We start from the raw sequence: 25,164 nt of genomic DNA on the forward strand, positions 1-25,164 counted from the left end.
GGCGTGCTCGCCCGCGCCCACCCCGCAGGCGAGCACGCCCGCGCCCGCTTCGACCGGCGGCGCGACCCCGGCCGGCGGCTATGCCCCGAGCGGCTCGGCGATCAGCGGCGGTACGCCCGGTGCCAGCCTGCCGCCGGTGTTCCGCCCCGCGCCGAGCCCCGATCAGGCTTTCCCGGCACCCGCGCCGCTGGCCAAATATCCGGTCTGCAAGAAGGGCCAGTACGATCAGTGCATCCAGCGCGGCGGCAAGAAGTAAGCCGGTGCCGCAGCCGGCATGACCGGTTGCCAGATGCCACTTAACGTTTAGGGAAAGGCGCTCCATCATTGCGAGGAGCGCCTTTTTCATGTCCCCCATCCGCTTCGACGGCCGCGTGGCCATCGTCACCGGCGCCGGCGGCGGCCTCGGTCGCCATTATGCGCTCGAACTCGCCCGGCGCGGCGCGCGCGTGGTGGTCAACGACCTCGGCGGGACGCGCGACGGCACCGGTCATAGCGACGCCGCGCTCGCGGTGGTGGACGAGATTCGCGCCGCCGGCGGCGAGGCGATGTCCAACGGCGGCAACGTCGCCGATTACGAACAGATGGCCGATATGGTGGCACAGGCGAAGGCCGCCTGGGGCGGCGTCCATATTCTCATCAACAACGCCGGCGTGCTGCGCGACAAGACCTTCGCCAAGATGGAGCCGGCGGATTTCGAATTCGTCGTCCGCGTCCATCTGCTCGGCTCCGCCTTCGCCACGAAGGCGTGCTGGGAGACGTTCCGCGAGCAGACGTACGGCCGCGTGCTGATGACCTCGTCGTCGAGCGGCCTGTTCGGCAATTTCGGCCAGGCGAATTACGGCGCGGCGAAGCTCGGCCTCGCCGGTCTGACCAGGACGCTGGCGATCGAGGGCGCAAAGCACGACATCCGCGTCAACACGCTCGCGCCCACCGCCGGCACGCGGATGACCGAAGACCTGTTCCCCGCCGCCGCCTTCCACGCCTTCGCTCCCGAAAAGGTCGCGCCGGGCGCGCTCTATCTGGTCAGCGAGGACGCGCCGACCAACGTCATCCTCGGCGCCGGCGCGGGCGCGTTCCAGGCCTCGTACGTGACGCTGACCCGCGGCGCGCTGCTCACCGGCGACGATCTGTCCCCCGAAGGCGTCGCCGCGCACTGGACCGCGATCACCGACCGCACTGGCGAAACCGTGCCCAAGACCGGTGCCGAACAGGCGATGACGATCGGCGCCCTGCTGCAGGGCGGATGAGGGCTAGGCGGGACCGACATCCAGCGTCTTGGATAAATAGGACTGGATGTCAGTTTGCCCTGACCGCCTGACGCCGCAGGATACGAGCGTTACTCCACCAGCTTCATCAGCCGGCGCTCGACGGGCGCCAGCACCGGCCCCAGTTCGTGACCGCGCTTGAGCACCACGCCCTGTTCGCCGATCAGCGCCCACATGCCCTGCTTGCCGCGCAGGGCCGGGCGTTTCTCGATGCGGAACTCGGGGCGCTCGGCGGCACGGCGGAAGGCGGCGAAGACCGCGGCGTCCTTGCCGAGCTCCAGCGCATAATCCTTCCAATGGCCCGCCGCGACCATCCGGCCGTAGAGATCGAGGATGCGGTTGAGTTCGAGGCGTTCGAAGCCGACTTGCGACGGCTTGCCGGCGTGCGGAAACGGCGTGACGATACCCATCAGGCGCGATCACGCTCCGCTTCGGGCATTTGTTCCCCCAGCAGCGCATCGAGCCGCTTGCGCATCGATTCCAGTTCGCAGCGCATGATCTCCATCTTCTGCGTCGCCGGATCGAACATCTCGCTGCACGGCGTGCCATAAGGGACGAACCGCGCCGGCGTCGCCGCGGCGCCGCCCTCGACCATCGTCGCGCGCGCGGGGATGCCGACCATCACCGCGCCTTCCGGCACGTCGCGCGTCACCACCGCATTGGCGCCGACGCGCGCGCGAGGGCCGACGAGGATCGGGCCGAGCACCTGCGCCCCCGACCCGATGATCACGCCATCGGCCAGGGTCGGGTGGCGCTTGCCGGCGACACCATTGTCGGGACTGGTGCCGCCCAGCGTCACGCATTGGTAGATGGTGACGTCGTCGCCGATCTCCGCGGTCTCGCCGATCACGACGAAACCGTGATCGATGAAGAAGTTGCGGCCGATGCTCGCACCCGGATGAATATCGATCGCGGTCCAGGCGCGGGAGATGTGGTTGACCAGCCGGGCGAGGAAGAACAGCCGCCGCCGGTACAAGGCGTGCGCGATGCGATGCAGCCCGACCGCCCAGACGCCGGGATAGAGAAGGATCTCGGCGCGCGAATGCGGAGCCGGATCGCGCGCCTTGATCGAATCCAGATAGGCGGCCAAGCGTCCGAACATGCGCCAACGTCTCCCGAGCAGATACGCGAATGTAGCCACTCGCCGGGCAAATTGCCATGGCCGGCCCGCGCCGCTTGGGTGCGACAAAGCCCAGCTTTGTTGTAGGATTTGACGCGGCCGTGCACGATGAGGGCGATAGCGGGTAATCTCGAACCCGACATTCTGCCGGAGAGACGATTGCCGATGCCCGACTTCCTCCTCGCCATCGACTGGACCCAGGTGCTGCCGTTCGTCGCGATCGGCTTCGCCGCCCAGGTGGTCGACGGCGCGCTCGGCATGGCATTCGGCGTGATCAACTCGACGCTGCTGGTGACGGTGATGGGCGTGCCGCCCGCGGTCGCCTCCGCCAGCGTCCATGCGGTCGAGACCTTCACCACCGCCGCCTCCGGGATCAGCCACATCGCGCATCGCAACGTCGACTGGAAGCTGTTCCGCCGGCTGGTCATCCCCGGCGTGATCGGCGCGGCGCTCGGCGCGACCCTGCTCAGCAACGTCGATGCCTCGGTCGCCAAGCCGTTCGTGATGGCCTATCTCGCCTGCATCGGCCTCTATCTGCTGTTCCGCGCGGTGAAGGGCCGGATCGAGCCGCGCACGCCCAAGGTGATCGCGCCGCTCGGCCTCGTCGGCGGCTTCCTCGATGCGGCGGGCGGCGGCGGCTGGGGGCCGGTCGTCACCTCCAACCTGCTGATCCAGGGCGCGACCCCGCGCCATACGATCGGCACGGTCAACACCGCCGAATTCTTCCTGACCGCGACCGCCTCGATCACCTTCTTCATCGCGCTCGGCTGGTCGGCGTTCACGCTGCACACGCTCGGCATCCTGATCGGCGGCCTCGTCGCCGCGCCGCTCGGCGGCATCCTCGCCAAGCGCGTGCCGACTCGCGGGCTGATGGCGATGGTCGGCGTGCTGCTGACGCTGACCAGCGCCTGGTCGATCTACGCCGCACTCGCGAAATAAATCTGCCGCAGGCGCAGCACGGCTAAATCCGCACAAACGCGCGGCTTTCGTCCTGTGATCGCCCCATTCGATCACAGGGTGCGAACAGATTGATTTTGCACTGCGGCATGAGCACCTATATCCGGTCCACGTCATTCAACCGGAGACCCGACATGGCCCTCATCGGCAGCAAACTGAAGCCGTTCACCACCCAGGCCTATAAGGAAGGCAAGTTCGTCAGCGTCAGCGACAGCGACGTGCTCGGCAAGTGGGCGGTCTTCTTCTTCTATCCGGCCGATTTCACCTTCGTCTGCCCGACCGAGCTGGAGGACCTCGCCGACATCTATCCGACGCTGCAGAAGATGGGCGTCGAGGTGTACAGCGTGTCGACCGACACGCACTTCAGCCACAAGGCGTGGCACGACAGCTCGCCGGCGATCGGCAAGATCAACTATTTCATGCTGGGCGACCAGAACCACAGCATCAGCACCAATTTCGAGATCCTGCGCGAAGGCCAGGGCCTCGCCGATCGCGGCACCTTCGTGGTCGATCCCGAGGGCGTGATCCAGCTGATCGAAGTGACCTCGGAAGGCGTCGGCCGCAACGCCGCCGAGCTGCTCCGCAAGATCAAGGCCGCGCAGTATATCGCTGCGCATCCGGGCGAAGTCTGCCCGGCGAAGTGGGAAGAGGGTGAGGAGACGCTCGCCCCCAGCCTCGACCTCGTCGGCAAGATCTAAGCGAATCCCTGCCTCTCCCCGTGGCAGGTGATCGCGGCCCGGGGTGGTTCCCTCCGCCCCGGGCCGCTTGTTTTTGAAGACGCCAATTTTTTCGGAGTGCCCCCATGCTCGACGCCAATCTGACGCAGCAGCTGAAGGCCTATCTGGTCAACATCCGCGAGCCCATCGAACTGGTCGCCAGCCTGGGCGACGACGCCAAGTCGCAGCAGATGCGCGAACTGATCGACGAGATCGCCGCACTGTCCGACAAGATCACCACCGCGACCGGCGACGATGCGCGCCGCCCCAGCTTCCTGATCCGCCGTACCGGCACCGATATCGGCGTGCGCTTCGCCGGCCTGCCGATGGGGCATGAATTCACCTCGCTTGTGCTGGCGCTGCTCCAGGTCGGCGGTCATCCGTCGAAGGCGGCGCAGGACCTGCTCGATCAGGTCCGCAGCCTCGACGGTGACTATCGGTTCGAGACCTATTTCTCGCTGTCCTGCGCCAATTGCCCCGACGTGGTGCAGGCGCTCAACCTGATGGCGGTGCTCAATCCGCGCGTGACGCATACCGCGATCGACGGCGCGCTGTTCCAGGACGAGGTCGCCAGCCGCAAGGTGATGGCGGTGCCGACGGTCTTCCTCAACGGCGAGGTGTTCGGCCAGGGCCGGATGGAGCTGGAGCAGATCGTCGCCAAGCTCGACACCGGCGCCTCGGCGCGGGCCGCGGCGTCGATCGCCGCCAAGGATGCGTTCGACGTGCTCGTCGTCGGCGGCGGCCCCGCCGGTGCCGCGGCGGCGATCTACACCGCGCGCAAGGGCATCCGCACCGGCATCCTCGCCGAGCGGTTCGGCGGTCAGGTCGCCGACACTATGGCGATCGAGAATCTCGTCTCGGTGCCGCATACCGAGGGGCCGAAGCTGGTCGCCGATCTCGAACGCCACGTCCGCGAATATGACGTCGACATCATGAACCTGCAGCGCGCCGAGGAGCTGATCCCGGCGCCCGAGGGCGGCCTGCACGAACTGGTGCTGGAAAATGGCGCATCGCTCAAGGCGCGCACCATCATCCTGTCGACCGGCGCACGCTGGCGGCAGATGAACGTGCCGGGCGAGGATGCCTATAAGAACAAGGGCGTCGCTTATTGCCCGCATTGCGACGGTCCGCTGTTCAAGGGCAAGCGCGTCGCGGTGATCGGCGGCGGCAATTCGGGCGTCGAGGCGGCGATCGACCTCGCCGGGCTGGTCGCGCACGTCACGCTGATTGAGTACGACACCGACCTGCGCGCCGATGCGGTGCTTCAGCGCAAGCTCGCCAGCCTGAGCAACGTCACGATCATCACCGCGGCGCTGACCACCGAAGTGCATGGCGACGGCGACAAGGTGACCGCGCTCTCCTATCGCGATCGCACCCACGGCACGATGCACCGCGTCGAGCTGGAAGGCATCTTCGTGCAGATCGGACTGGTGCCGAACACCGAATGGCTGGCGGGATCGATCGCGCTGTCCCCGCGTGGCGAGATCGAGGTCGACGACCGCGGCCACACGTCGCAGCCGGGCATCTTCGCCGCGGGCGATGCCACGACGGTGCCGTTCAAGCAGATCGTGATCGCGATGGGTGCCGGCTCCACCGCCGCGCTGGCGGCGTTCGACCACCTCATCCGCCTCCCCGCGGAAGAAACGCACGACTGGGAAGAAGCCGCGGAATAAGGGACTAAATTCCTCCCTCGCTTTAGCGGGGGAGGGGGACCGCCGGCGTAGCCGGTGGTGGAGGGGGCGTTTCCGCACACGGCAAACTTACCGTATCCTCCCCCTCCGTCAGGCCTTCGGCCTGCCACCTCCCCCTGGCGGGGGAGGACTTAGGGGGTAGCGCCTCAGGCCCTGCCCCCCTATCTGCCGACCCCATGGCAGCGACCTACCTCCCGACGCTGAAGCAGCTTCAATATCTCGTTGCGCTGAAGGACGCGGGCCATTTCGGCCGTGCCGCCGACGCCTGTTTCGTCACCCAGTCCACCCTCTCCGCCGGCCTGCGCGAGCTCGAGACGCTGATCGGCGTGACGCTGGTCGAGCGTACCCGCCGCGTCGTCCGCTTCACGCCTTTGGGCGACCGGATCGCCGACAAGGCCCGCCGCGTGTTGCGCGAGGCGGAGGAATTGGGCGACATCGCCCGCGCCGCCGGCCGGCCGCTGTCGGGTGAGATGCGGATGAGCGTCATCCCAACGATCGCGCCGTTCATGCTGCCGCACATCCTGCCGCGGCTGCGCCGCGACTATCCCGATCTCAAGCTGTTCCTGCGTGAGGAGCCCTCGGGCGCCGCCTGCGAGGGGCTGCACAACGGCCGCACCGATTGCGTGCTGCTCGCTTTGCCCTTCGCCTGCGGCGACGTCGCCTCGCATCCGCTGTTCGACGACCGCCTGTTCGTCGCCTATCAGCCGCAGGACATGCCGAGCGACCCGCCGACGATCCCGGCGTCGCTGATCGACGAGACGCGGCTGCTGCTGCTCGAGGACGGCCATTGTCTCAAGGATCACGCGCTCTCGGCGTGCAACCGCCCCGAATTGCGCGCGGAGGCGACGATGCTCGGCACCTCGCTGCACACGATCGTGCAGATGGTCGACAACGGCCTCGGCATGACGATGCTGCCCGAGATGGCGCTGAAGGCCGGCATCCTCGACCATACCGATATCGTCGCGCGGCCGCTCGACGCCGACAATGCGGTGCGACGCATCGCGCTGGTCTGGCGCCGCGCCTCGCCGCGCGAAAAGGACTTCCAGTTGCTCGCCGAGGCGCTCGCCGAAGCGCGGTAATCCACAGGAGCCGATGTGATCCGATCCCAGACCCACGCGCGGCGTATCGCCGCGCTGCTTCTCGCAGCCGGCCTCGCCGGCTGCGTGCCGCCCGCGGCCGCGCCGGTCAGCGCGCCGCCGCCGCCGGCCGCCGCCGCACCGGTGGCGGTCGACCCGTCGCACATCGAGTCCGACGCGATGATCGCCACCTCGATCGCCGCGACGCCGGGGCTGAACACGCTGGCGGCGGAATTGCGCACCGCCGAACTCGACGCCTTGCTCGCCGGCAACGGCCCCTATACGCTGTTCGCGCCGACCGACACGGCGTTCACCCGCCTCGCGCCGGGGATCGCGGGCGACCTGCTCGCGCCCGAGAATCGCGCCGCGCTGGTCGCGCTGCTGCGCTATCATATCGTGCCGGGGGTGATGACCACCGAACAGCTTACCCAGCGCATCCAGGCCGGCGGCGGCCGCACGGTGCTGACCACGCTCGGCGGCCAGCCGATCACCGCGACGCTGACCGGCGACGTCATCACGCTGACCAGCGTGACCGGCAACCGCAGCTACGTCGAGGCGGCGGACGTCGCCCAGGCGAACGGCGTGATCCATGTGGTCAACGGCGTGCTGGTGCCGACTTTGCCGCAATAGCGGGCCGTTCAGCCGGCGCGGGGGCATGAACCTCGCCAATCCCGTTCGTCGCAGGCATGTGCGTCACCAACACCGTTCGTATTGAACTTGTCGAAGCACCTTGAGACTCACTTGCCCTTCGACAGGCTCAGGGCGAACGGCAAGGCTGCGATGGAACCGGGTCGCAACGGAAACGCCTACCCCTCCCACCGCTTCGCCGCATCCGCGTCCGTCTCGCGCGCCTCGACCCAGCGTGCCTCGCCGTCGCGCGTCTCGCGCTTCCAGAAGGGCGCATCGGTCTTGAGACGGTCGATCAGATAGGCGCACGCCTCCAGCGCCGCGGCGCGATGCGCCGAAGACGCCGCGACGAACACGATCCGCGTGCCCGGCGTCATCGGCCCGACGCGGTGGACGATCGTCGCCCCGCCCAGCGCCCAGCGCTCGACCGCCCCGGCGGCGACCCGGAACAGCGCCGCCTCGGTGGCGCCGGGATAATGTTCCAGCTCCAGCGTTCCCACGCCCCCCGCTTCGTCCGCGTCGGCGCGGACCAGCCCGGTGAAGGTCGCGACCGCGCCGGTCCCGGCCGCCGCCTCGGCGAGCGCCATCTCCGCGGCGATATCGATCGCCTCGGGCGTGACGACGATGCGGATCATCCGCCCGTCACCGGCGGGAACAGCGCCACCTCGCGCGCGCCGAGGATCGTCGCGTCCATCGTCACGAACGCCTGATCCACCGCCGCACGCAGCCGCCCGCGATCGGCCAGCGCCTCGGCGCTGACCTCGTCGCGCGCCGCCAGCCAGTCGACCAGCGCCGCCACCGTCGTCACCGCGGCGGGCGCCTCGACCATTTCCTGCGACCGGCCCATGCGCTCACGCACCCAGGCGAAATAGAGCATCTCGAGTCGCATCGTTCAGTCCATATGCTTCAGGCCGACGCGCAGATAATCCCAGCCCGTCACCAGCGTCAGCGCCGCCGCCGCCCACAGGCAGCCGAGCCCGGTCACCTTGATCCACGCCTGCGCCGGCAGCGCCCCGGCGAGGATCAGCGCGCCGAACGCGACGAGCTGCAGCGTCGTTTTCCACTTGGCGAGCTTCGACACCGGCAGCGACACCTGCAGGCCGGCGAGGAATTCGCGCAGCCCCGACACCGCGATCTCGCGCAGCAGGATGATCAGCGCGGCGATCAAATGGACGCCGGTGATCAGCGCGCTGTCGTCGTGCCGCGTGCCGACGAGCATCAGGATCACCGCGGCGACCATGATCTTGTCGGCGATCGGATCGAGGAACACGCCGAGCTTCGACACCGCCCCCTGCGCGCGGGCGAGATAGCCGTCGAAATAATCGGTGATCCCCATCAGGCAGTAGAGCGCGAAGGCGATCCCGAACCCCGCCTCCCACCGCGGCCACCACAGGAAGGCGACGAGCAACGGCACCGCGACGATCCGGGACAGCGTCAGGAGGTTGGGCAAGGTCAGCATCGCCGTCTTCCTACTCCGCCGGGGGAGCGGGCGGAACCCCAAGCTTCCTTTCCCTGCAACCGAGGCGAGGCTATCGCATTGGCGCGGCGGTGTGACCCGGTCGTGTCCCACCCCCACGCCGGCACCCCGGCCCTGCGCCGGGGTCCCGCTTCTTCGGACGGCGCGGAAAAGCGGGATGCCGGATCAAGTCCGGCATGACGGAAAATACAGGTGCCGTTGCTACACCCCGACCGGTCATATGTAGCGGCGCTGGCGAGGGCGGGGCGATGCCGCCCGCACCTTCCCCGTTGGCGCGCCCTGCGCAAACGGCTATGCCCGTTACAATACCGCCACGATCAAAGGCCGTTACTCGCATGCTGAATGCCATGGGGTTGCTGAAGCAGCGCCGCTTCCTGCCCCTCTTCACCACCCAGTTCCTCGGCGCCTTCAACGACAATCTGTTCAAGACGTCGATGGTGCTGTTCGCGACCTATGCGATCTTCAACGATCCGCACATGGAGACGAACTTCAACGCGCTGGCGACGGGTATCGCGATCCTGCCCTTCTTCCTGTTCTCGGCGATCGCCGGACAATTGGCGGACAGCCATGACAAGGCGCGGATCATCCGCATCGTCAAGACCGCCGAGATCGGCATCATGCTGCTCGGCGCCGCCGGGCTGATGGTCGCGCGCGCCGGCCTGCCGACGCTCGGCGTTGCGCTGATGCTTGGCGCGGTGCTGTTCCTCGGCGTCCATTCGACCTTCTTCGGGCCGATCAAATACGCGATCCTGCCGCAGCATCTCAAAGCGCACGACGTGCTCGGCGGCACCGGGCTGGTCGAGGCGGGGACCTATCTCGCGATCCTGCTCGGCACGATCGTTGCCGGCTACGTCCCGATCGAGGGCGCGGCGATCCTCGTCCTCGTCGTCGCGGCGATCGGCTGGTTTGCCGCACGCCAGATCCCGCCGGCGCCGCGCGAGGGGCCGCGGCTCAAGCTCAACTACAATCCGTTCACCGCCTCGTGGCGGCTGATCCGCACGACGATGCATATCCCGCGGCTGTTCCTCGCGATCTGCGCGATCAGCTTCTTCTGGACGATCGGCGCGGTGCTCATCATCATCTTCCCGCCGCTGGTGAAGAACGTGCTCACCGCCGACAAGATGGTGGCGAGCGGCGCGATCGCGGTCTTCTCGGTCGGCGTCGCGATCGGCTCGGTGGTCATCAATACGATGCTGAAGGGGCGGATCAGCGCGCGCTACTCGCCGCTGTCGGTGATCGCGATGGGCGGCTTCGTCGTCGTCTTCTCGGTCCTGTGCCGCACCTGGATTCCGGCGGCGCCGGGCCAATATTACGACTGGACGCAATTCGTCGCCCAGCCGCGCGCCATCCCGATCATGCTGAGCCTGCTGGCGATCGCCACCACCGGCGGCATGTTCGTCGTGCCGCTCTACGCCTTCCTCACCACCACGGTGGAGAAGGACCAGACCGCGCGCACTGTCGCGGCGAACAACGTCGTCAATTCGGGCGCGATGACCTTGGGGTCGATCGCCGCGATCGGCATCAACATCGCCGGCGTCCAGCCGGTCGACATGCTGTTCCTCGTCGCCGCGATGTGCCTGATCTCGGCCTGGATCGCGCAGCGGCTGCATCGCGCCTGCGACTGAGTCGGCGCTAAAACAGGAACGTATAGAAGCAGGTGAAGAAGGCGGCGAAGCTGAGCAGGAACAGCTTCCAGTCCGCGTCGTCGCTTTTCCTCACGTCGGGCAGCACCGGCGGCGGCAGCGTCCGCCGGAACGGGTGACGGGCCGATTCATTGGTGAGGACGAGGCGTCTGGTCATGATGAGGATGTTAACGCCTCGTTTACGATATCGACCAGCGCGAAAGGTGGTTAAACCTGACCTGTCCACGGATGGGACGTTAACGATGAGGACCGCGTCATGAGTGTCGCCTTCCGCCGCGAGAGCGACGAGGAGCATCTGGAGCCCAAGTTCGAGCTGCCCATCCCGAGTGCACCCAATCTCGTCACCGCCGCGGGCAAGCGACTGATCGAGGAGCGGATCGCCACGCTGGAGGCGGCGATCGCCGCCGCCGATGCGCCCGCGGTCGACGCGCTGCGCCGCGACTTGCGCTATTGGCAGACGCGCCGCACCACCGCGGTGCCCACCGCCGCGCCGGCGGACGGCAGCGCCGGCTTCGGCACGCGGGTGACGATCCGCCTCGCGGGCAAGACCCGGACGATCGCGATCGTCGGCGACGACGAGGCCGACCCGCCTGCCGACCGGCTCGCCTATGGCGCCCCGCTGGCGCATGCGCTGATCGGCGCCGAGCCCGATGACGTGCTCGCCTTCAATGGTCGCGACGCGGCGATCGAGGTGCTCGCGGTCGAACCGATCGATCCGCGGGAGGACTAGCCGGGCTACGGGACCGGGGGGATCCCGTAGCGCGACCGTCGGGCACCGGGGAGCGCCCGGACGTCGATGGGTCGAGTGTGGGAGAGAACGCCACCGACGCGCGCATCGCTAGCCACGCCATATTGCCGCGATATTTCCGCTTTGGACCGGTCGAGACATCCGCAGGCAATGCGCCGGCATGATGACACCCGGCGAAGGAGCCCAGCCCATGCCGGCATCGCCGATGATCGCCACCTGCCTTGCGACCCGCCACCGGCCCGGCCGCAAACAGAGCGAAATCGGCGGCGTCCGTCGCGCGCGCTGCGTCTGCTGCGGCATGCAGTTGATGCGCACCGCGATCAGCCGCCGCTGGATCATCGCCGACCAATTGGGCTGACGGCGCGGGCAGGAGAGACCTGCCCCTACACCGGCAACGTCACCCGCGCGATCGCGCCGCCGTCGGGATGGTTGGCGATCGTCGCATCGCCGCCGTGCGCGCGCGCGACGCCGCGCACGCTGCTCAGCCCCAGCCCTATCCCGCCGGTATCGCGGTTGCGCGACCGCTCGCCGCGGAAGAAGGGCTCGAACAGGCGATGCAGATCCTCGGGCGCGATGCCGGGACCATGGTCGCGCACCTCGATCAGCGCATGGCCGTCGATCCGGCCCAGCATCACCTCGGCATCGCCGCCATATTTGAGCGCATTGCCGACCAGATTGGCGATCAGCGACTTCAGCCCCGCCGCATCGCCCTCGATCACCAGCGGCTCGCCGTCGTGGAGCGTCACCGGCTCGCCGCGATCCTCCAGTTCGTCGGTGACGCTCTCGACCAGCGAGCGCAGGTCGAGCCGGCGCCGCTCGCCGATCTGGTTGCCGTCGCGGAAGAAGCCGAGCGCCGCCTGGATCATCGCCTGCATGTCGCGGATGTCCGCCTCGCTGGCGCTGCGCAGCGGCTCGGGCGCGCGCTCCAGCCGCAGGCCGAGTCGCATCAGCGGCGTGCGCAGGTCGTGCGCGATCGCCGCGATCATCATCGTGCGATCCTCGACATAGCGGTTGAGCCGCGCCTGCATGCGATTGAACGCCGCCGCCGCGTCGGCGATCTCCGCCGGCCCGCCGAGCGGCAACGGCGCCGCGCGCGGATCGCGGCCGAGCCGCTCCGCCGCCGCGCCGAAGGCGGCGATCGGCTTGGTCAGCCGCCGCGCCAGCAGCCAGGCGAAGGGCGCGATCGCGACCAGCGCCGCCAGCAGCCACAGGAACGCCCGCCATCGCCAGCTCTCGAAGCCGGTGCGCGCCGCCCGCGCGATCCGCCAGCTGCCGTCGGGCTGATGCACCGAGACGGTGAAGCGCCCGAACAGGATCTGGTTGCGCGCATCGGGCGAGCGCGCCCGTTCGGGATAGCCCTCGCGCCGCGGCATCGGCCCGAAGACGATCGGCGGCGGTCCGCCGAAATGAACGTGGACGAGGTCGAGCGGCAGTTCGAGCTGTGCCGCCATCAGCCGCCGGATCCGCGCACCGCGCGCATCGTAAGGCGCGGGGTTGCTCGCCTCGCGCGTAACCAGCACCTCGCCGGTCGCGTCGCGGCCGGTGCGCAGCGCGGTGGCGACCTGCGGCACCGAGAAGATGCGCGGCGTCGGCGGGGTGATGAACACGACCAGCGCGACGTTGAGTGCCTGCACCGTCGCGACGCTCAGCAGCATCACGAGGAAGACGCGCCAGAACAGCGACTTGGCGACCCAGCCGATCCCCAGTCGGGACGCTGGCCGCCAGCTCATGTCCGCGCCACCGCCGGCACGAACAGATAGCCTTCGTTGCGGATGGTACGGATGATGTCGTCGCCGCCGCTGCGCAGCTTGCGCCGCAGCCGGCTGATCTGCACGTCGATCGCGCGATCGAACGCTTCGCTGTTGGGACCGCGCGCCGCCTCGAGCAGCAATTCGCGCGACAGCACCCGCCGGGGCCGCTCGGCGAAGACGCGCAGCAGCGCGAACTCGCCGTCGGTCAGGCCGACCAGCACACCCTGCGTGTCGAACAATTCGTGCGCCATCAGGTCCATCGTCCAGCCGTCGAAGCTCAGCCGCGACCGGTCGGCGGGCTCGGCCTGCTGCCGGCTGCGCAGCGCGGCGCGAACGGTGGCGATCACCTCGCGCGCGCTGCACGGCTTGGTGAGATAATGGCTCGCACCGATCTCCAGCCCGACGATGCGGTCGCGTTCCTCGCCCAATGCGCTCAGCATGATGACCGCCGGCCCCCCGTCGCGGGTGATGCGGCGGCAAGCGGAGATGCCGTCCTCGCCCGGCATCATCACGTCGAGCAGCACTGCGTCGATCCGGTCGCGCTCCAGCACCGCGTCCATCTCGCGGGTGTTGGCGGCAGCCTGCACGCGATAGCCGCGCGCGCCGAGGCTCTGGGTCAGCAGGGTACGGATCTCGCGATCGTCGTCGACCACCAGGATCGCCGCCGGTTCGTCCCCCGATGCCCCTGCATTGTGCTGTTGGCTCATCATCGCCCTCTCTTGGCGCCGAATTGTTTCCGCCGGATAACCGCATGATATCGGGTTGCGCCGGTCGTGGACATCCAACTGCAACATTGGGCTGGTTCACAGTGTCGTTCACCCGGGGAACCGCCATGAATCGCACCATTGTCATCGCCCTGCTCGCCTGCACCGCCGTGCCGGTCGCCGCCCAACAGCCGCCCGCCCACGGCAACCGCCGCACCTTCATCAGTCCGATGGGCCAGCCGTTCCACGGCGACGATGCCGCGCCCGATCCCGAACGCGCCTGGTTCGACGCGGCCGACGCCAACAAGGACGGCGCGATCACCCGCGCCGAGTTCCAGGCCGACGCCAGTCGCTTCTTCGCGACGCTCGACCGCAAGCACGACGGCGAGATCGATCCCGACGACATCGATTATTACGAAAGCACGATCGCGCCGGAGGTCCGCTCGGGCAGCGGCGGGTCGGGGGTGATCGCGAGCAGTTCCGATTCGGACGGCGGCGGCAAGGCGCCTGCCTATGACGCCGGCAAGCTCGGCGCGGCGCGCTTCAGCTATTTCCAGCTCCCCGAGCCGGTCACTGCCGCGGACCGCAACTTCAACCGCGGCGTCGACGCGCGCGAATTCGCCGACGCCGCCGACAAGCGCTTCGCCTCGCTCGACAAGAACCACGACGGCAAATTGAGCTGGGACGAACTGCCCCACGTCACCGGCCGCGCCGCGGCGATGAGTCGCGGCGGCGGGCGTGGCGGCGGTGGTGGCGGCCATCACGGCGGCGGCGGCCGCCGCGGTGGCGGCATGGGCGGCGCGGGTGGTGGCTTCGGCGGCGCAGGCACCGGCCCCGGCGGCGACATGACCGGCCTCGGCCGGGACTAATTCCTCCCTCGCTTTAGCTGGGGAGGGGGACCGCCCGGCATAGCCGGGTGGTGGAGGGGGCGTCTCCACATACGGCAAGCCCACCGTATCCTCCCCCTCCGTCAGGCCTTCGGCCTGCCACCTCCCCCTGGCGGGGGAGGAGTTTGGACGGCGTTGCTTCCTCGCAAAACAGGAGGACAGCGCTGGAGGTCACCCCCGCCGCCGGATCAATCCAGCCGCCGCGCCAGCTCCTTGTTGAGCCCCAGCGCCACCAGCGTCGCGAACGCGCCCGACAGCAGGTACCCGCCCGCCGCCAGCAGCCCGAACTGGCTCGCCAGCACCAGCGCGGCGAGCGGCGCGAAGCCCGCGCCGAACAGCCACGCGAGGTCCGACGTCAGCGCCGCACCGGTATAGCGCGCCCGCTTGGGGAAATTGTTGGTCACCGCGCCCGACGACTGGCCGAACGACAGGCCGAGCAGCACGAAGCCGCCGATCATGAACGCCAGCTCGCCCGCATCGCCCCCGGCGAGCAGCTGCGGCGCGAAGCCGCTGAACACCGCGATCGCCGCCGCGGTATAGCCGAGCACCGAACGCCGCCCGATCCGGTCGGCGAGCAGGCCCGAAATCACCACCGCGCCGAGCCCGAAGAAGGCGCCGATGATCTCGATCCCCAGGAAGCGCGCGATATCCTCGTTGGTGTAGAGCGCGATCCACGACAGCGGGAACACCGTCACCATATGGAACAGCGCGAAGCTGGCGAGCGGCGCGAACGCGCCGATGACGATGTTGCGCCACTGCGCCTTGACCGTCGCGGTGACGCGCGAGGGGGTAAGCTCGCGCGTCTCGAACAGCCGGCTGTATTCCGGCGTCACGACGATGCGCAGCCGCGCGAACAGCGCCACCACGTTGAGCGCGAAGGCGACGAAGAACGGATAGCGCCAGCCCCACGACAGGAAGTCGATGCCCTCCATGTTGGCGAGCAGGAAGGCGAACAAGGCGCTCGCCACGATCAGCCCGAGCGGCGCACCGAGCTGCGGCACCATCGCATACCAGCCACGCTTCTCCGGCGGCGCGTTGAGCGCGAGCAGCGAGGCGAGACCGTCCCAGGCACCACCGAGCGCGAGGCCCTGGCCGATGCGAAAGGCGGCGAGCAGGATCGCCGACCACACGCCGACCTCGGCATAGCCGGGCAGGAAGGCGAGCGACACGGTCGAGGTGCCGAGCAGGAACAGCGCGATCGTCAGCTTGGTGCCGCGGCCGTGTTCGCGATCGACCCACATGAAGATCTGCGTGCCGATCGGGCGGGCGATGAACGCCAGCGGGAACAGCGCGAACGAATAGAGCGTGCCGGTCAGCCGGTCGACGTACGGGAAGACCAGCGCCGGAAAGACGATGACCGAGGCGATCGCATAGCAGAAGAAGTCGAAGAATTCCGACGTGCGCCCGATGATGACGCCGATCGCGATCTCACCCGGGTGGACCTCATGGTCCCCCTGCGTGTTGACGGCACGTGCATCGCGTTCGAGCGATCCGGAATGGGCGGAAGCCACTGACATGTATCGCAGTCCTGTCGTCTCGCAGCCCGAGGGCCGTCAGTCATCAACGCGCCGCACCCGGTTTCGGACGCAGCGCCAACATGACCCCTTACCGCAGCCGGCGGCGCACGGGGATAGGACAAAATGTCCTATTTTGCGGTGCAGCACACAGGCGTACCGGACCTGACGATGCGAACCTTCCCGTTCTCCCCCCTCCCGCCCCGTCGTGCACGCGCCATGCGCACTGCCGTCGCACTCCTTGCGCCTGCCCTGCTGGGCGGGTGCGACTGGGTGGTGATGAACCCGTCCGGCGACGTCGCGCGCCAGCAGGCCAATCTGATCCTGTGGTCGACCGGCCTGATGCTGCTGATCATCGTCCCGGTGATCGCGCTGACCATCCTGTTCGCGTGGAAATACCGCCACACGAACGAAGAGGCGGATTACGAGCCGCATTGGGACCATTCGACCGGGCTGGAGCTGATCATCTGGTCGGCGCCGCTGATGATCGTCATCGCGCTCGGCGCGCTGACCTGGATCAGCACCCATGCGCTCGACCCCTATCGCCCGCTGGCACGGCTGGAGCCGGGCAAGGTGCTGGCCAAGACCGACAAGCCGCTGGAGATCCAGGTGGTGTCGCTCGACTGGAAGTGGCTGTTCATCTACCCCGAACAGGGCGTGGCGACGGTCAACGAGCTGGTCCTGCCGATGAACCGCCAGGTCCGCTTCCGCATCACCTCGTCGTCGGTGATGAACACCTTCTACGTCCCCGCGATGGCCGGCATGATCTATTCGATGCCGGGCATGGAGACGCGGCTGCACGCCGTGCTCAACAAGCCGGGCCGGTTCGAGGGCCTGTCCGCCAACTATAGCGGCGCCGGCTTCTCCGACATGCACTTCACCGTCGACAGCGTCGACGACGCCGGCTTTGCCAAATGGGCCTCGGAGGCGCGCAGCGCGCCGGCGAAGCTCGACATGGCGACCTATATCCAGCTCGAAAAGCCGAGCGAGAAGGTGCCGGCGATCCGCTACGCCGCGTTCCAGCCGCAATTGTTCGACCGCATCCTCGGCATGTGCACCAAGCCGGGCGAGACCTGCATGCAGGCGACGATGATGAAGGACGGCGCCAGGGACCCGCATCGCGACAGCGGGCACGGCAGCCCGGTCAACGACAGCGGCCATATGCGTGGCAGCGAATCGAAGGGCGCCTTGCAGAAGGAGCCCGAGGAGAAGGGCAGCAGCCCGCACCGTAACGCCCCCCGTCCCGCCCCGCCCGGCAGCAACAAACCCGGCAACGAAGACAATCGCTCGATGACCTCCGCCGCCCCGCTGCCCGCCATGCTGACCGGCCTCACCGCCGCCGCCCGTTCGTAGGACCGACCTGATGTCCGATGCTTTGCTCAAGACGATTTTCGGGCGCCTGACGCTCGAGAGTTTCCCGATCCACGAACCGATCCTGATCGGCACCTTCGCGGTCGTCGCGATGGGTGGCGCCGCGCTGATCGCCGCACTGACCTATTTCAAGGTCTGGGGCTATCTGTGGAAGGAATGGTTCACTTCGGTCGACCACAAGAAGATCGGGATCATGTACATGATCCTCGGTATCGTCATGCTGCTGCGTGGCTTCTCCGACGCGATCATGATGCGCGCGCAGCAGGCGATGGCGTTCGGCCCCAACGAAGGCTTCCTGCCCGCGCACCATTACGACCAGGTGTTCACCGCGCACGGCGTCATCATGATCTTCTTCGTGGCGATGCCCTTCGTCACCGGGTTGATGAACTATGTCGTCCCGCTCCAGATCGGCGCGCGTGACGTTTCCTTCCCGTTCCTCAACAATTTCAGCTTCTGGATGACCGCCGCGGGTGCCGCGATCGTCATGGCCAGCCTGTTCGTCGGCGAGTTCGCGCGCACCGGCTGGCTGGCGATGGCGCCGCTGTCGGGGCTCGATTACTCGCCCGATGTCGGCGTCGACTATTACATCTGGTCGCTGCAGATCGCCGGCGTCGGGACCTTGCTGTCGGGCGTCAACCTGCTCGCGACGATCGTCAAGATGCGTGCGCCGGGCATGAGCCTGATGAAGATGCCGATCTTCACCTGGTCGGCGCTCGCCACCAACGTGCTGATCGTCGCCGCTTTCCCGGTGCTGACCGCGGTGCTCGCGATGCTCAGCCTCGACCGCTACGTCGGCACGCACTTCTTCACCAACACCATGGGCGGCAACCCCATGATGTACGTCAACATGATCTGGATCTGGGGCCACCCGGAGGTCTACATCCTGATCCTGCCGGCGTTCGGCGTGTTCAGCGAGGTCACCTCGACCTTCTGCGGCAAGCGCCTCTTCGGCTATACGTCGATGGTCTACGCGCTGCTGGTCATCACCATCCTCGCCTATCTCGTCTGGCTGCACCATTTCTTCACCATGGGGTCGGGCGCGAGCGTCAATTCGTTCTTCGGCATCACCACGATGATCATCTCGATCCCGACCGGGGCCAAGATCTTCAACTGGCTGTTCACGATGTACAAGGGCCGGATTCGCTTCGAACTGCCGATGATGTGGACGATCGCGTTCATGATCACCTTCGTCATCGGCGGCATGACCGGCGTATTGCTTGCAGTACCGCCCGCTGATTTCGTGCTGCACAATTCGCTGTTCCTGATCGCGCACTTCCACAACGTGATCATCGGCGGCGTGCTGTTCGGTATGTTCGCCGGGATCAACTATTGGTTCCCGAAGGCGTTCGGCTTCAAGCTCGACAAGAAGTGGGGCACGATCAGCTTCTGGTTCTGGGTCATCGGCTTCTACGTCGCGTTCATGCCGCTCTACGTGCTCGGCCTGATGGGCGTGACGCGTCGCCTGCGCCACTTCGAGGACCCGTCGCTGCAGATCTGGTTCATCATTGCCGCGATCGGCGCCGCGATGATCGCGGTCGGCATCGCCGCCTTCCTGATCCAGTTCTACGTCAGCTTCCGCAACCGCGAGGCGCTGCGCGACTTCACCGGTGATCCGTGGAACGGCCGCAGCCTCGAGTGGGCGACCTCGTCGCCGCCGCCGGCGTACAACTTCGCCTTCACGCCCGTCGTCCGCGACCTGGACGCCTGGTACGACATGAAGTCGAACGGCGCCGAACGGCCGATCACCGGCTTCCGCGACATCCACATGCCGCGCAACACCGGCGCCGGCATCATCCTGGCCGGCCTGTCGATGGTCGTCGGCCTGGCGATGATCTGGTACATCTGGTGGCTCGCCGCGCTGGCGTTCGTCGGATTGCTGGCGGTCGCGATCGGCCACACCTTCAACTATGACCGCGATTTCTACATCACCGCTGCCGAAGTCACCGCCGCCGAGGACGATCATACCCGGCAGCTGACCACGCACGCAGCGGTCGCGGGGGCCTGAGGACCATGAGCGAAGCAACCATTCCCCCGGGCACACAGGCCCCGGTCTTCTACGAGACCGACGAACATCATCACGACGCCGGCGGCAGCACGATGCTGGGCTTCTGGCTGTACCTGATGAGCGACTGCCTGATCTTCGCCATGCTGTTCGCGGCCTATGGCGTCTACGGCGGCAGCTATGCCGGCGGCCCGCAGCCGCACGAGATCTTCGAGCTGCCGCTGGTGGCGCTCAACACCTCGATGCTGCTGCTGTCGTCGATCACCTACGGCTTCGCCATGCTGGCGATGAACGACGGCAAGGTCCGCGCCGTGCAGGGCTGGCTGGCGATCACCGGCCTGTTCGGCCTCGCCTTCCTCTGCATCGAGCTCTACGAATTCTCGACGCTGATCCACGAAGGCGCCGGGCCGCAGCGCAGCGCCTTTCTGTCGTCCTTCTTCACGCTCGTCGGCACGCACGGCCTGCACGTCACCTTCGGCATCATCTGGCTGGTGACGCTGATGGTGCAGGTCGGCCGCAAGGGGCTGATCGCCGCCAACCAGCGTCGCCTGCAATGCCTGTCGCTGTTCTGGCACTTTCTCGACGTGATCTGGATCGGCGTCTTCACCTTCGTCTATTTGCTGGGAGTGCTGCGATGAGCGCGGACACGCATCACGGTCACGACGCGCACGATAACGCGCACGGCCACGGTCATTCGTCCGAAGGCGCGCACGGCAGCCGCAAGGATTATCTGATCGGCTTCATCCTGTCGGTGATCCTCACCGCCATTCCGTTCGGGCTGGTGATGAGCGGCGTCATCGCCGACGCGCGGATCACTGCGGGTATCGTCATGGTGTTCGCGCTGGTGCAGATCGTCGTCCACATGATCTATTTCCTGCACATGAACTCCAAGTCGGAGAATGGCTGGACGTTGATGGCGCTGATCTTCACGATCATCGTCCTGACGATCTGTCTCGCCGGCTCGCTCTGGGTCATGTATCATATGAACACGAACATGATGCCCAGCATGGACGCGGGCGCGATGTGAGCACCACCGCGTCCCGCCGGGGATGGGCGACCGGCGTCATGCTGGTTGTCATCGCGCTGCTGATCGGCCTCGGCATCTGGCAGCTCGAACGGCGGACGTGGAAGCTCGCGCTTATCGCGCATACCAAGCGCCAGCTCACCAGCCCGCCGGTTCCGGCGCCGGGGCCAACGGACTGGCCCGGCCTCGGCACCGGCAACGCCTATCGGCCGGTCGTCGCGACCGGCCACTACCGCACCGGCGCCGACACCTATGTGCAGGCCGTGACCGAACTCGGCGGCGGGTTCTGGGTACTCACCCCCTTCGACACCGACCGTGGTTTCGCGCTGCTGATCAACCGCGGTTTCGTCCCCGGCGACCAGCGCAGCCGCGTCGCCCCCTCCCCCGCGCCGCAGACGGTGCGCGGCCTGCTCCGCCTCACCGAGCCGGGCGGCGGCTTCCTGCGCAGCAACGACCCCGCCGCCGACCGCTGGTATTCGCGCGACGTCGCCGGTATCGCCGCGGCCAGGCACCTCGGCCAGGTGGCTCCCTATTTCATCGATGCTAGCGAACCGAAGAGCGGCTGGCCGCGTGGCGGCCTCACCGTCGTCCGCTTCCACAACAGCCATCTGGTCTATGCGCTGACCTGGTTCGGGCTGGCCGCGCTGGTCGCGCTGATGGCATGGCGGGTCCGCCGCCCGCGCTGATCCGCGTCAGTCGTCCAGCTTCGCGCCGTCGACGATCCGCTCCGCGCGTTCGCGCTCGGCGGCCTCGGCGGCACGCTCGGCCTTGCTTCGCCCGAATTTGGCGCGATTGGCTTCGGCGGCCCGCGCCGCGGCGGCACGATCGCGCGCCTTGCGCGCCAGACGCAGGTTGATGATCTCGGCCATGGGGAGCCTCATATCAGTCCTCCCCCGCCAGGGGGAGGTGGCACGGCGAAGCCGTGACGGAGGGGGAGGTAAGGGTGGGAGCTTTGTAATGAGGCTTCCACCCTTACCTCCCCCTCCACCATTCGGCTGACGCTGAACGGTCCCCCTCCCCCTTGCGGGGGAGGACTTACTCGGCCGCCCGCGCTTCCGCCGCGCGCTTCACCACGCACCAGCGCTCCCATTCGTCGCGCGCATCCGCCAGCGCGCGATGCGCCGGTACGTCGCGGTCGCGCACCTCGGCGAGCGTCACCACCTCCGCCACCGCACGCCCGAGCAGCTCCGCCGGCACGACGTCGCGCAGGATCGCCGTCGCCGTATCGCGCTGCGCGTCCTCGGTATCGCGCAACCGCAGCGCGTGGCGCGGCAGCTTCGCCGCACGCAGCAGCGCGCTCAGCCATTTGCCGTCCCACGACGGCGCGCTCGCGAACAGCTCGTGCCCGGTCAGCGTCTCGATCATCCGCCGCGCGACGACGTCGTGCGGAGTCCCTTCCGCCTCCAGCCGCGCACGCGGGATATGGTGGATCGCCTCGGCCGCCGCGTCCCAGTCGGTCCATTGCGCCGCCGGCCGGATCAGATGGCTTTCCTCGCTCCCGTCCTCGCATACCCAGGCGACCTCAATCGGATAGCTCAGCTTGGCGAGCGACGAGGCTTCGAAATCGAGGAATACGAGCATGATCCGCCAACGCCTAAGCAGGCCGAAGGGGTGCGTCTAGCCGCCCTGCCCCGATCGCCGCCACGCGCCGCGCGCCAACCGCCCGACCAGCGCCGGCAGTCCGGGCCGCAGCAGCAACCAGTCGCGGATCGCCGGCCCCTTGTCGGCGCCGATCACTTGTTTGTAGCCGCTGTCCCCCGCACCCCAATCGACGCGGGTGATGCCGCGGCCCAACGCCTCGACCAGATTGCGGTAATAGAGCAACTTGCCCGGCGAATGTTTCGCGTAAGCGGGGTCGTAGCTGTTCGCGATCGCATATTTGAGGTCGCCCGCATCGATGTCGAACGAGAAAGCTGCGGGCGTGCCGTCGATCGTCAGCAACGCCGCGCGCAACATGCCGGCGATCACCGGATCCGCCGAGGCCGCGCGCCAGAAGGCACCGTGGCCGGTGGTGGTGAACTTCGCGTCGGAGCCATCGGTGCGCGCCGCGATCCAGCTTACCGCCTCGATCTGCGCGAGTGCGTCGAACGCCGCCGCCCAGTCCGCGCCGCTGACGAACCGCCAGTCCGTCACGCCGTGGCTGGCGAGATGCTTCTCATGGAAGCGGTTCTTGCGCAGCGTCGAGCCGCGTGGCCATCCCTCCGTCTGCAACGCCGCCATGTCGAGCAGCCAGCTGTCGGCGACGAACCGGTCGAGCACCGCCCAGCCGCTCGCCCGCGCCGCCGCGATCAGCGGTGCCGCCGCCGCATCGCCGTCATAGACCGGGCCGATCCGCAATCCGTTGACCGCGCCCGCCAGCGTCGCCAGCGCCGCGCGCAGCGTCGCCTCGCTTGCCCCGGCGGCGAGCGGAAAGCTGCGGAACGGCCAATAGCTGCCCGGCACCGCCGCCAGCCGCGCCCAGCCCGGCCCGACGCCGACGAACGGCAGCGCGCAGGTCGGCACGCCGTCCTCCTCGACCAGCAGCGTCCGCGCCCGCCCGCCATAAGCGCCCAGCGCCGCGGCGAACCAGCCGTAGCGCAGGAAACCATGGCTCGCCGCGGCGCGCGCGGCGACGTCGTCGAGTGCCGCGGACAGCCCATCGCCGATCGTGGCGCGCGCCACCGGCGGCAGCCGCTGGAATTCGGCAAGGAGCATCGCTTCGGTCACCCCGGCGCATCTAACCGCCACGCCTTACCAATCGGTGCAGATTGCGGCGAGCCGTGCACCCTTTCGCCTCGCGCGGCGCGCCCTATGATGGGGCCATGCCAGTGTTCTTCCAGGTTTCGACGATCGCGCAGACGATCCAGCTGTCGCTCGCGCCGGTGTTCATGCTGGCGGCGATCGGCCAGATCCTCAACGTCCTCGCCGGGCGGCTCGCCCGCGTCATCGACCGCGCCCGCATCCTCGAAGAGCGCGTGCTCGGCACCGAGAGCGGCGCCGACCGCGCCCGCGACGTCTGGGAGCTGAAATTGCTCGACGAACGCATGTCGATCATCAACGCAGCGCTATTCCTGTCTGTATCCAGCGCGGTGATGGCCTGCGTCGTCATCGCTTTGCTGTTCATCGCCAATATCGCCAAATTCCATATCGGCACCTGGATCGCCTTGGTCTTCATCGTCGCGGTGACGCTGCTGATCTGCTGCCTCACCGCCTTCATGTGGGAGGTGCGCGTGTCGCTGCGCGCGATCCACGTCCGCAAGGAGATCCTGTCGTGAGCCTCGCCGCCGAGCGCCGTCTGTTGCAGGCGGTGGTGGCGCTCGCCTGCTTCGTACCGCTGTCGGTCGGCGGGCAGAGCGTGCTGCACGGGCCCGGCTTCCTCGGCCATCCGCCGGTGATCCCGACCGATCTCGACAGCCATTTCCGCTATATCTCGGGCATCTTCCTCGGGGTCGGCATCGCCTTCGCGAGCTGCGTGCCGCGGATCGAGGCGACCGGCCCGCGTTTCCGCCTGCTCGGCGCGCTCGTCGTCGCGGGCGGCCTGTCGCGTGTCGTGTCGCTGGGCGCGGTCGGCGCGCCGTCGCCCGGCCATCTGTTCGGCTTCGCGATGGAATTGGGCGCGGTGCCGCTGCTGATGCTCTGGCAAGCGGCGTTCGCGCGGCGCTGGCGGGCGGCGCACTGAGCCGCCCGGTCGGGACTCAGGCGTGGACGAGCGTCCCCGCGCCTTCCGACGTGAAGATTTCGAGCAGCATCGCATGTGGCACGCGGCCGTCGAGGATCACCGCCGCGTCGACACCGGCCTCGACCGCGGCGACGCAGGTCTCGACCTTGGGGATCATCCCGCCCGAGATCGTGCCGTCCGCCTTGAGCGCCGCGATCCGCGCCGGATCGAGATCGGTCAGCAGCGTCTTCTGCTTGTCGAGCACCCCCGCGACGTCGGTGAGCAGGAAGAAGCGCGCCGCGCCGAGCGCCCCGGCGATCGCCCCCGCCATCGTATCGGCGTTGATATTGTAGGTCTGGCCATCGGCGCCCATCGCGATCGGCGCGATCACCGGGATGATGCCGCTCGCCGACAGCGTATCGATGATCGTCCGGTCGACCGCCACCGGCTCGCCGACGAAGCCGAGGTCGACGTGACGCTCGATCCCCTGCAACGTGTCCGGCGTCTCGCGCCCGACCTTCTTCGCGGTGACGAGATTAGCGTCCTTGCCCGAGATGCCGACCGCGCGGCCGCCGGCCTGGCCGATCCAGGCGACGATTTCCTTGTTGATCGACCCGGCGAGCACCATCTCCGCGATCCGCGCCGTCTCCGCATCGGTGACGCGCAGCCCGTCGACGAAGCGCGATTCGACGCCGAGTCGCTTGAGCATCGCGCCGATCTGCGGCCCGCCGCCATGGACGACGACCGGGTTGATGCCGACCGCCTTGAGCAGCACGACATCCTCGGCAAAGTCCCGCGCCAGTTCGGGATCACCCATCGCATGGCCGCCGTATTTGACCACGAAGGTCTTGCCCGCATAGCGCTGCAGATAGGGCAGCGCGTCGGTCAGCGTCTCGGCCTTGGCGAGCAGCGCGGCGGTGGCGATGGAGTCGGTCATGCGCGCGCCTTTAGCCG

The 25,164-nt window shown here is 68.1% G+C and carries 30 protein-coding genes and 1 pseudogene; 18 read left to right on the plus strand and 13 right to left on the minus strand.

Translation table 11 applies throughout. The annotated features are described in order from the left end of the window. Both FFS23_RS20155 and FFS23_RS13990 read left to right on the plus strand, forming a co-directional pair. Positions 1–256, plus strand: a pseudogene (locus FFS23_RS20155) (hypothetical protein); the annotation flags it as partial. A gap of 88 nt (positions 257–344) precedes the next feature. Beyond that, positions 345–1,247 carry an SDR family NAD(P)-dependent oxidoreductase gene (locus tag FFS23_RS13990; protein WP_137899080.1) on the plus strand — a complete coding sequence of 301 codons (903 nt, stop codon included), beginning with the start codon at positions 345–347 and terminating at the stop codon, positions 1,245–1,247. A gap of 89 nt (positions 1,248–1,336) precedes the next feature. Here FFS23_RS13990 and FFS23_RS13995 read toward each other — a convergent pair whose 3' ends face one another. After that, positions 1,337–1,675 carry a DUF2794 domain-containing protein gene (locus FFS23_RS13995; protein WP_038663478.1) on the minus strand — a complete coding sequence of 113 codons (339 nt, stop codon included), beginning with the start codon at positions 1,673–1,675 and terminating at the stop codon, positions 1,337–1,339. Beyond that, positions 1,675–2,367 (minus strand): serine O-acetyltransferase EpsC, encoded by a 693-nt coding sequence (epsC, locus tag FFS23_RS14000; RefSeq protein WP_038663481.1) that lies wholly within the window; start codon positions 2,365–2,367, stop codon positions 1,675–1,677. Before epsC ends, FFS23_RS13995 begins: the two co-directional genes overlap by 1 nt. Positions 2,368–2,550: 183 nt before the next feature. On the opposite strand from epsC, the gene FFS23_RS14005 reads away from it, so the two are divergent. The 5 genes from FFS23_RS14005 (at position 2,551) to FFS23_RS14025 (ending at position 7,455) form a co-directional block, all read left to right on the plus strand. Continuing rightward, positions 2,551–3,324 carry a sulfite exporter TauE/SafE family protein gene (locus FFS23_RS14005; protein WP_038663484.1) on the plus strand — a complete coding sequence of 258 codons (774 nt, stop codon included), beginning with the start codon at positions 2,551–2,553 and terminating at the stop codon, positions 3,322–3,324. A gap of 152 nt (positions 3,325–3,476) precedes the next feature. Then, the gene (gene ahpC, locus FFS23_RS14010) at positions 3,477–4,040 is read left to right on the plus strand and encodes an alkyl hydroperoxide reductase subunit C (protein WP_137899081.1); all 564 of its coding nucleotides are present in this window, start codon (positions 3,477–3,479) and stop codon (positions 4,038–4,040) included. Positions 4,041–4,144: 104 nt separating this feature from the next. Next, complete coding sequence (gene ahpF / locus FFS23_RS14015) at positions 4,145–5,731, plus strand: alkyl hydroperoxide reductase subunit F (RefSeq protein WP_137899082.1); 1,587 nt, start codon at positions 4,145–4,147, stop codon at positions 5,729–5,731. Between the two features lie 194 nt (positions 5,732–5,925). After that, on the plus strand, positions 5,926–6,828 hold the full coding sequence (locus FFS23_RS14020) for a hydrogen peroxide-inducible genes activator (protein WP_038663489.1): 903 nt from the start codon (positions 5,926–5,928) through the stop codon (positions 6,826–6,828). Between the two features lie 15 nt (positions 6,829–6,843). Beyond that, positions 6,844–7,455: a fasciclin domain-containing protein gene (locus FFS23_RS14025; protein WP_137899083.1), complete on the plus strand. Its 612-nt coding sequence runs from the start codon at positions 6,844–6,846 to the stop codon at positions 7,453–7,455. 176 nt (positions 7,456–7,631) lie between these two features. On the opposite strand, the gene FFS23_RS14030 is transcribed toward FFS23_RS14025, so the two are convergent. Genes FFS23_RS14030 through pgsA form a run of 3 tightly spaced genes read right to left on the minus strand, consistent with a single transcriptional unit; the run spans position 7,632 to position 8,911 of the window. Further along, positions 7,632–8,087: a molybdenum cofactor biosynthesis protein MoaE gene (locus FFS23_RS14030; protein ID WP_137899084.1), complete on the minus strand. Its 456-nt coding sequence runs from the start codon at positions 8,085–8,087 to the stop codon at positions 7,632–7,634. Beyond that, positions 8,084–8,341: a molybdopterin converting factor subunit 1 gene (moaD, locus tag FFS23_RS14035; RefSeq protein ID WP_038663495.1), complete on the minus strand. Its 258-nt coding sequence runs from the start codon at positions 8,339–8,341 to the stop codon at positions 8,084–8,086. Before moaD ends, FFS23_RS14030 begins: the two co-directional genes overlap by 4 nt. A 3-nt stretch (positions 8,342–8,344) precedes the next feature. Further along, entirely contained in the window at positions 8,345–8,911 is a 567-nt protein-coding gene (gene pgsA / locus FFS23_RS14040) for a CDP-diacylglycerol--glycerol-3-phosphate 3-phosphatidyltransferase (RefSeq protein WP_038663498.1), read from the minus strand. 353 nt (positions 8,912–9,264) lie between these two features. On the opposite strand from pgsA, the gene FFS23_RS14045 reads away from it, so the two are divergent. Continuing rightward, positions 9,265–10,554 (plus strand): MFS transporter, encoded by a 1,290-nt coding sequence (locus FFS23_RS14045; protein WP_137899085.1) that lies wholly within the window; start codon positions 9,265–9,267, stop codon positions 10,552–10,554. 7 nt (positions 10,555–10,561) lie between these two features. Here the strand turns inward: FFS23_RS14045 and FFS23_RS20160 are convergent, their stop codons facing one another. Then, on the minus strand, positions 10,562–10,729 hold the full coding sequence (locus FFS23_RS20160; protein WP_169742550.1) for a hypothetical protein: 168 nt from the start codon (positions 10,727–10,729) through the stop codon (positions 10,562–10,564). Between the two features lie 99 nt (positions 10,730–10,828). Between FFS23_RS20160 and FFS23_RS14050 the strand changes: the two genes are divergently transcribed. Together FFS23_RS14050 and FFS23_RS20165 are read left to right on the plus strand one after the other, a co-directional pair. After that, positions 10,829–11,302, plus strand: a complete 474-nt coding sequence (locus FFS23_RS14050; RefSeq protein ID WP_137899086.1) for a GreA/GreB family elongation factor — start codon at positions 10,829–10,831, stop codon at positions 11,300–11,302. A 208-nt stretch (positions 11,303–11,510) separates the two neighbouring features. After that, on the plus strand, positions 11,511–11,678 hold the full coding sequence (locus tag FFS23_RS20165; RefSeq protein WP_156143830.1) for a hypothetical protein: 168 nt from the start codon (positions 11,511–11,513) through the stop codon (positions 11,676–11,678). 25 nt (positions 11,679–11,703) lie between these two features. Here the strand turns inward: FFS23_RS20165 and FFS23_RS14055 are convergent, their stop codons facing one another. Together FFS23_RS14055 and FFS23_RS14060 are read right to left on the minus strand one after the other, a co-directional pair. Beyond that, positions 11,704–13,050, minus strand: coding sequence for a sensor histidine kinase (locus FFS23_RS14055; RefSeq protein WP_137899087.1), 1,347 nt, complete (start codon positions 13,048–13,050; stop codon positions 11,704–11,706). Further along, entirely contained in the window at positions 13,047–13,781 is a 735-nt protein-coding gene (locus FFS23_RS14060) for a response regulator (RefSeq protein WP_052075645.1), read from the minus strand. Before FFS23_RS14060 ends, FFS23_RS14055 begins: the two co-directional genes overlap by 4 nt. 122 nt (positions 13,782–13,903) lie before the next feature. Here FFS23_RS14060 and FFS23_RS14065 point away from each other — a divergent pair, with 122 nt between their 5' ends. Continuing rightward, on the plus strand, positions 13,904–14,644 hold the full coding sequence (locus tag FFS23_RS14065; RefSeq protein ID WP_052075646.1) for an EF-hand domain-containing protein: 741 nt from the start codon (positions 13,904–13,906) through the stop codon (positions 14,642–14,644). A gap of 206 nt (positions 14,645–14,850) precedes the next feature. Here the strand turns inward: FFS23_RS14065 and FFS23_RS14075 are convergent, their stop codons facing one another. Beyond that, positions 14,851–16,179: an MFS transporter gene (locus FFS23_RS14075; RefSeq protein WP_038663507.1), complete on the minus strand. Its 1,329-nt coding sequence runs from the start codon at positions 16,177–16,179 to the stop codon at positions 14,851–14,853. A 216-nt stretch (positions 16,180–16,395) separates the two neighbouring features. Here FFS23_RS14075 and cyoA point away from each other — a divergent pair, with 216 nt between their 5' ends. From cyoA to FFS23_RS14100, 5 genes are read left to right on the plus strand one after another with little or no spacing between them, the layout of a single operon-like run. Continuing rightward, positions 16,396–17,529, plus strand: coding sequence for a ubiquinol oxidase subunit II (cyoA, locus tag FFS23_RS14080; protein ID WP_137899089.1), 1,134 nt, complete (start codon positions 16,396–16,398; stop codon positions 17,527–17,529). 10 nt (positions 17,530–17,539) lie between these two features. Then, positions 17,540–19,552 carry a cytochrome o ubiquinol oxidase subunit I gene (gene cyoB / locus FFS23_RS14085; RefSeq protein ID WP_137899090.1) on the plus strand — a complete coding sequence of 671 codons (2,013 nt, stop codon included), beginning with the start codon at positions 17,540–17,542 and terminating at the stop codon, positions 19,550–19,552. 5 nt (positions 19,553–19,557) lie between these two features. After that, the gene (gene cyoC, locus FFS23_RS14090) at positions 19,558–20,187 is read left to right on the plus strand and encodes a cytochrome o ubiquinol oxidase subunit III (protein ID WP_038663515.1); all 630 of its coding nucleotides are present in this window, start codon (positions 19,558–19,560) and stop codon (positions 20,185–20,187) included. Then, the gene (cyoD, locus tag FFS23_RS14095) at positions 20,184–20,576 is read left to right on the plus strand and encodes a cytochrome o ubiquinol oxidase subunit IV (RefSeq protein ID WP_038663518.1); all 393 of its coding nucleotides are present in this window, start codon (positions 20,184–20,186) and stop codon (positions 20,574–20,576) included. The genes cyoC and cyoD overlap by 4 nt, the downstream gene beginning before the upstream one ends. A 38-nt stretch (positions 20,577–20,614) precedes the next feature. Continuing rightward, positions 20,615–21,259: an SURF1 family protein gene (locus FFS23_RS14100; protein WP_137899091.1), complete on the plus strand. Its 645-nt coding sequence runs from the start codon at positions 20,615–20,617 to the stop codon at positions 21,257–21,259. A gap of 6 nt (positions 21,260–21,265) precedes the next feature. Here the strand turns inward: FFS23_RS14100 and FFS23_RS14105 are convergent, their stop codons facing one another. The 3 genes from FFS23_RS14105 to FFS23_RS14115 form a co-directional block, all read right to left on the minus strand. Next, positions 21,266–21,442 carry a DUF4169 family protein gene (locus FFS23_RS14105; protein ID WP_137899092.1) on the minus strand — a complete coding sequence of 59 codons (177 nt, stop codon included), beginning with the start codon at positions 21,440–21,442 and terminating at the stop codon, positions 21,266–21,268. Positions 21,443–21,608: 166 nt separating this feature from the next. After that, entirely contained in the window at positions 21,609–22,154 is a 546-nt protein-coding gene (locus tag FFS23_RS14110) for a 3'-5' exonuclease (protein ID WP_137899093.1), read from the minus strand. 36 nt (positions 22,155–22,190) lie between these two features. Continuing rightward, a complete protein-coding gene (locus FFS23_RS14115; protein ID WP_249340687.1) occupies positions 22,191–23,279 on the minus strand; it encodes a GNAT family N-acetyltransferase in 1,089 nt (362 codons plus the stop codon). A 95-nt stretch (positions 23,280–23,374) separates the two neighbouring features. On the opposite strand from FFS23_RS14115, the gene FFS23_RS14120 reads away from it, so the two are divergent. Together FFS23_RS14120 and FFS23_RS14125 are read left to right on the plus strand one after the other, a co-directional pair. Then, complete coding sequence (locus tag FFS23_RS14120; RefSeq protein ID WP_137899094.1) at positions 23,375–23,827, plus strand: DUF2721 domain-containing protein; 453 nt, start codon at positions 23,375–23,377, stop codon at positions 23,825–23,827. Continuing rightward, positions 23,824–24,231 carry a DUF4345 domain-containing protein gene (locus FFS23_RS14125; protein ID WP_137899095.1) on the plus strand — a complete coding sequence of 136 codons (408 nt, stop codon included), beginning with the start codon at positions 23,824–23,826 and terminating at the stop codon, positions 24,229–24,231. The genes FFS23_RS14120 and FFS23_RS14125 overlap by 4 nt, the downstream gene beginning before the upstream one ends. A 16-nt stretch (positions 24,232–24,247) precedes the next feature. Here the strand turns inward: FFS23_RS14125 and argB are convergent, their stop codons facing one another. Next, entirely contained in the window at positions 24,248–25,147 is a 900-nt protein-coding gene (argB, locus tag FFS23_RS14130; protein WP_137899096.1) for an acetylglutamate kinase, read from the minus strand. Between the last annotated feature and the right edge of the window lie 17 nt (positions 25,148–25,164).

It is taken from the genome of Sphingomonas sp. 2SG, assembly GCF_005503285.1.
GTDB lineage: Bacteria > Pseudomonadota > Alphaproteobacteria > Sphingomonadales > Sphingomonadaceae > Sphingomonas > Sphingomonas taxi.

What these genes read in the sequence shown, in the direction of transcription:
- FFS23_RS13990 (WP_137899080.1), top strand. Translation starts at nt 345, where the DNA reads ATGTCCCCCATCCGCTTCGACGGCCGCGTGGCCATCGTCACCGGCGCC.
- FFS23_RS13995 (WP_038663478.1), bottom strand. Translation starts at nt 1,675, where the DNA reads ATGGGTATCGTCACGCCGTTTCCGCACGCCGGCAAGCCGTCGCAAGTC.
- epsC (WP_038663481.1), bottom strand. Translation starts at nt 2,367, where the DNA reads ATGTTCGGACGCTTGGCCGCCTATCTGGATTCGATCAAGGCGCGCGAT.
- FFS23_RS14005 (WP_038663484.1), top strand. Translation starts at nt 2,551, where the DNA reads ATGCCCGACTTCCTCCTCGCCATCGACTGGACCCAGGTGCTGCCGTTC.
- ahpC (WP_137899081.1), top strand. Translation starts at nt 3,477, where the DNA reads ATGGCCCTCATCGGCAGCAAACTGAAGCCGTTCACCACCCAGGCCTAT.
- ahpF (WP_137899082.1), top strand. Translation starts at nt 4,145, where the DNA reads ATGCTCGACGCCAATCTGACGCAGCAGCTGAAGGCCTATCTGGTCAAC.
- FFS23_RS14020 (WP_038663489.1), top strand. Translation starts at nt 5,926, where the DNA reads ATGGCAGCGACCTACCTCCCGACGCTGAAGCAGCTTCAATATCTCGTT.
- FFS23_RS14030 (WP_137899084.1), bottom strand. Translation starts at nt 8,087, where the DNA reads ATGATCCGCATCGTCGTCACGCCCGAGGCGATCGATATCGCCGCGGAG.
- moaD (WP_038663495.1), bottom strand. Translation starts at nt 8,341, where the DNA reads ATGCGACTCGAGATGCTCTATTTCGCCTGGGTGCGTGAGCGCATGGGC.
- pgsA (WP_038663498.1), bottom strand. Translation starts at nt 8,911, where the DNA reads ATGCTGACCTTGCCCAACCTCCTGACGCTGTCCCGGATCGTCGCGGTG.
- FFS23_RS14045 (WP_137899085.1), top strand. Translation starts at nt 9,265, where the DNA reads ATGCTGAATGCCATGGGGTTGCTGAAGCAGCGCCGCTTCCTGCCCCTC.
- FFS23_RS20160 (WP_169742550.1), bottom strand. Translation starts at nt 10,729, where the DNA reads ATGACCAGACGCCTCGTCCTCACCAATGAATCGGCCCGTCACCCGTTC.
- FFS23_RS14050 (WP_137899086.1), top strand. Translation starts at nt 10,829, where the DNA reads ATGAGTGTCGCCTTCCGCCGCGAGAGCGACGAGGAGCATCTGGAGCCC.
- FFS23_RS20165 (WP_156143830.1), top strand. Translation starts at nt 11,511, where the DNA reads ATGCCGGCATCGCCGATGATCGCCACCTGCCTTGCGACCCGCCACCGG.
- FFS23_RS14055 (WP_137899087.1), bottom strand. Translation starts at nt 13,050, where the DNA reads ATGAGCTGGCGGCCAGCGTCCCGACTGGGGATCGGCTGGGTCGCCAAG.
- FFS23_RS14060 (WP_052075645.1), bottom strand. Translation starts at nt 13,781, where the DNA reads ATGATGAGCCAACAGCACAATGCAGGGGCATCGGGGGACGAACCGGCG.
- FFS23_RS14065 (WP_052075646.1), top strand. Translation starts at nt 13,904, where the DNA reads ATGAATCGCACCATTGTCATCGCCCTGCTCGCCTGCACCGCCGTGCCG.
- FFS23_RS14075 (WP_038663507.1), bottom strand. Translation starts at nt 16,179, where the DNA reads ATGTCAGTGGCTTCCGCCCATTCCGGATCGCTCGAACGCGATGCACGT.
- cyoA (WP_137899089.1), top strand. Translation starts at nt 16,396, where the DNA reads ATGCGCACTGCCGTCGCACTCCTTGCGCCTGCCCTGCTGGGCGGGTGC.
- cyoB (WP_137899090.1), top strand. Translation starts at nt 17,540, where the DNA reads ATGTCCGATGCTTTGCTCAAGACGATTTTCGGGCGCCTGACGCTCGAG.
- cyoC (WP_038663515.1), top strand. Translation starts at nt 19,558, where the DNA reads ATGAGCGAAGCAACCATTCCCCCGGGCACACAGGCCCCGGTCTTCTAC.
- cyoD (WP_038663518.1), top strand. Translation starts at nt 20,184, where the DNA reads ATGAGCGCGGACACGCATCACGGTCACGACGCGCACGATAACGCGCAC.
- FFS23_RS14100 (WP_137899091.1), top strand. Translation starts at nt 20,615, where the DNA reads ATGCTGGTTGTCATCGCGCTGCTGATCGGCCTCGGCATCTGGCAGCTC.
- FFS23_RS14105 (WP_137899092.1), bottom strand. Translation starts at nt 21,442, where the DNA reads ATGGCCGAGATCATCAACCTGCGTCTGGCGCGCAAGGCGCGCGATCGT.
- FFS23_RS14110 (WP_137899093.1), bottom strand. Translation starts at nt 22,154, where the DNA reads ATGCTCGTATTCCTCGATTTCGAAGCCTCGTCGCTCGCCAAGCTGAGC.
- FFS23_RS14120 (WP_137899094.1), top strand. Translation starts at nt 23,375, where the DNA reads ATGCCAGTGTTCTTCCAGGTTTCGACGATCGCGCAGACGATCCAGCTG.
- argB (WP_137899096.1), bottom strand. Translation starts at nt 25,147, where the DNA reads ATGACCGACTCCATCGCCACCGCCGCGCTGCTCGCCAAGGCCGAGACG.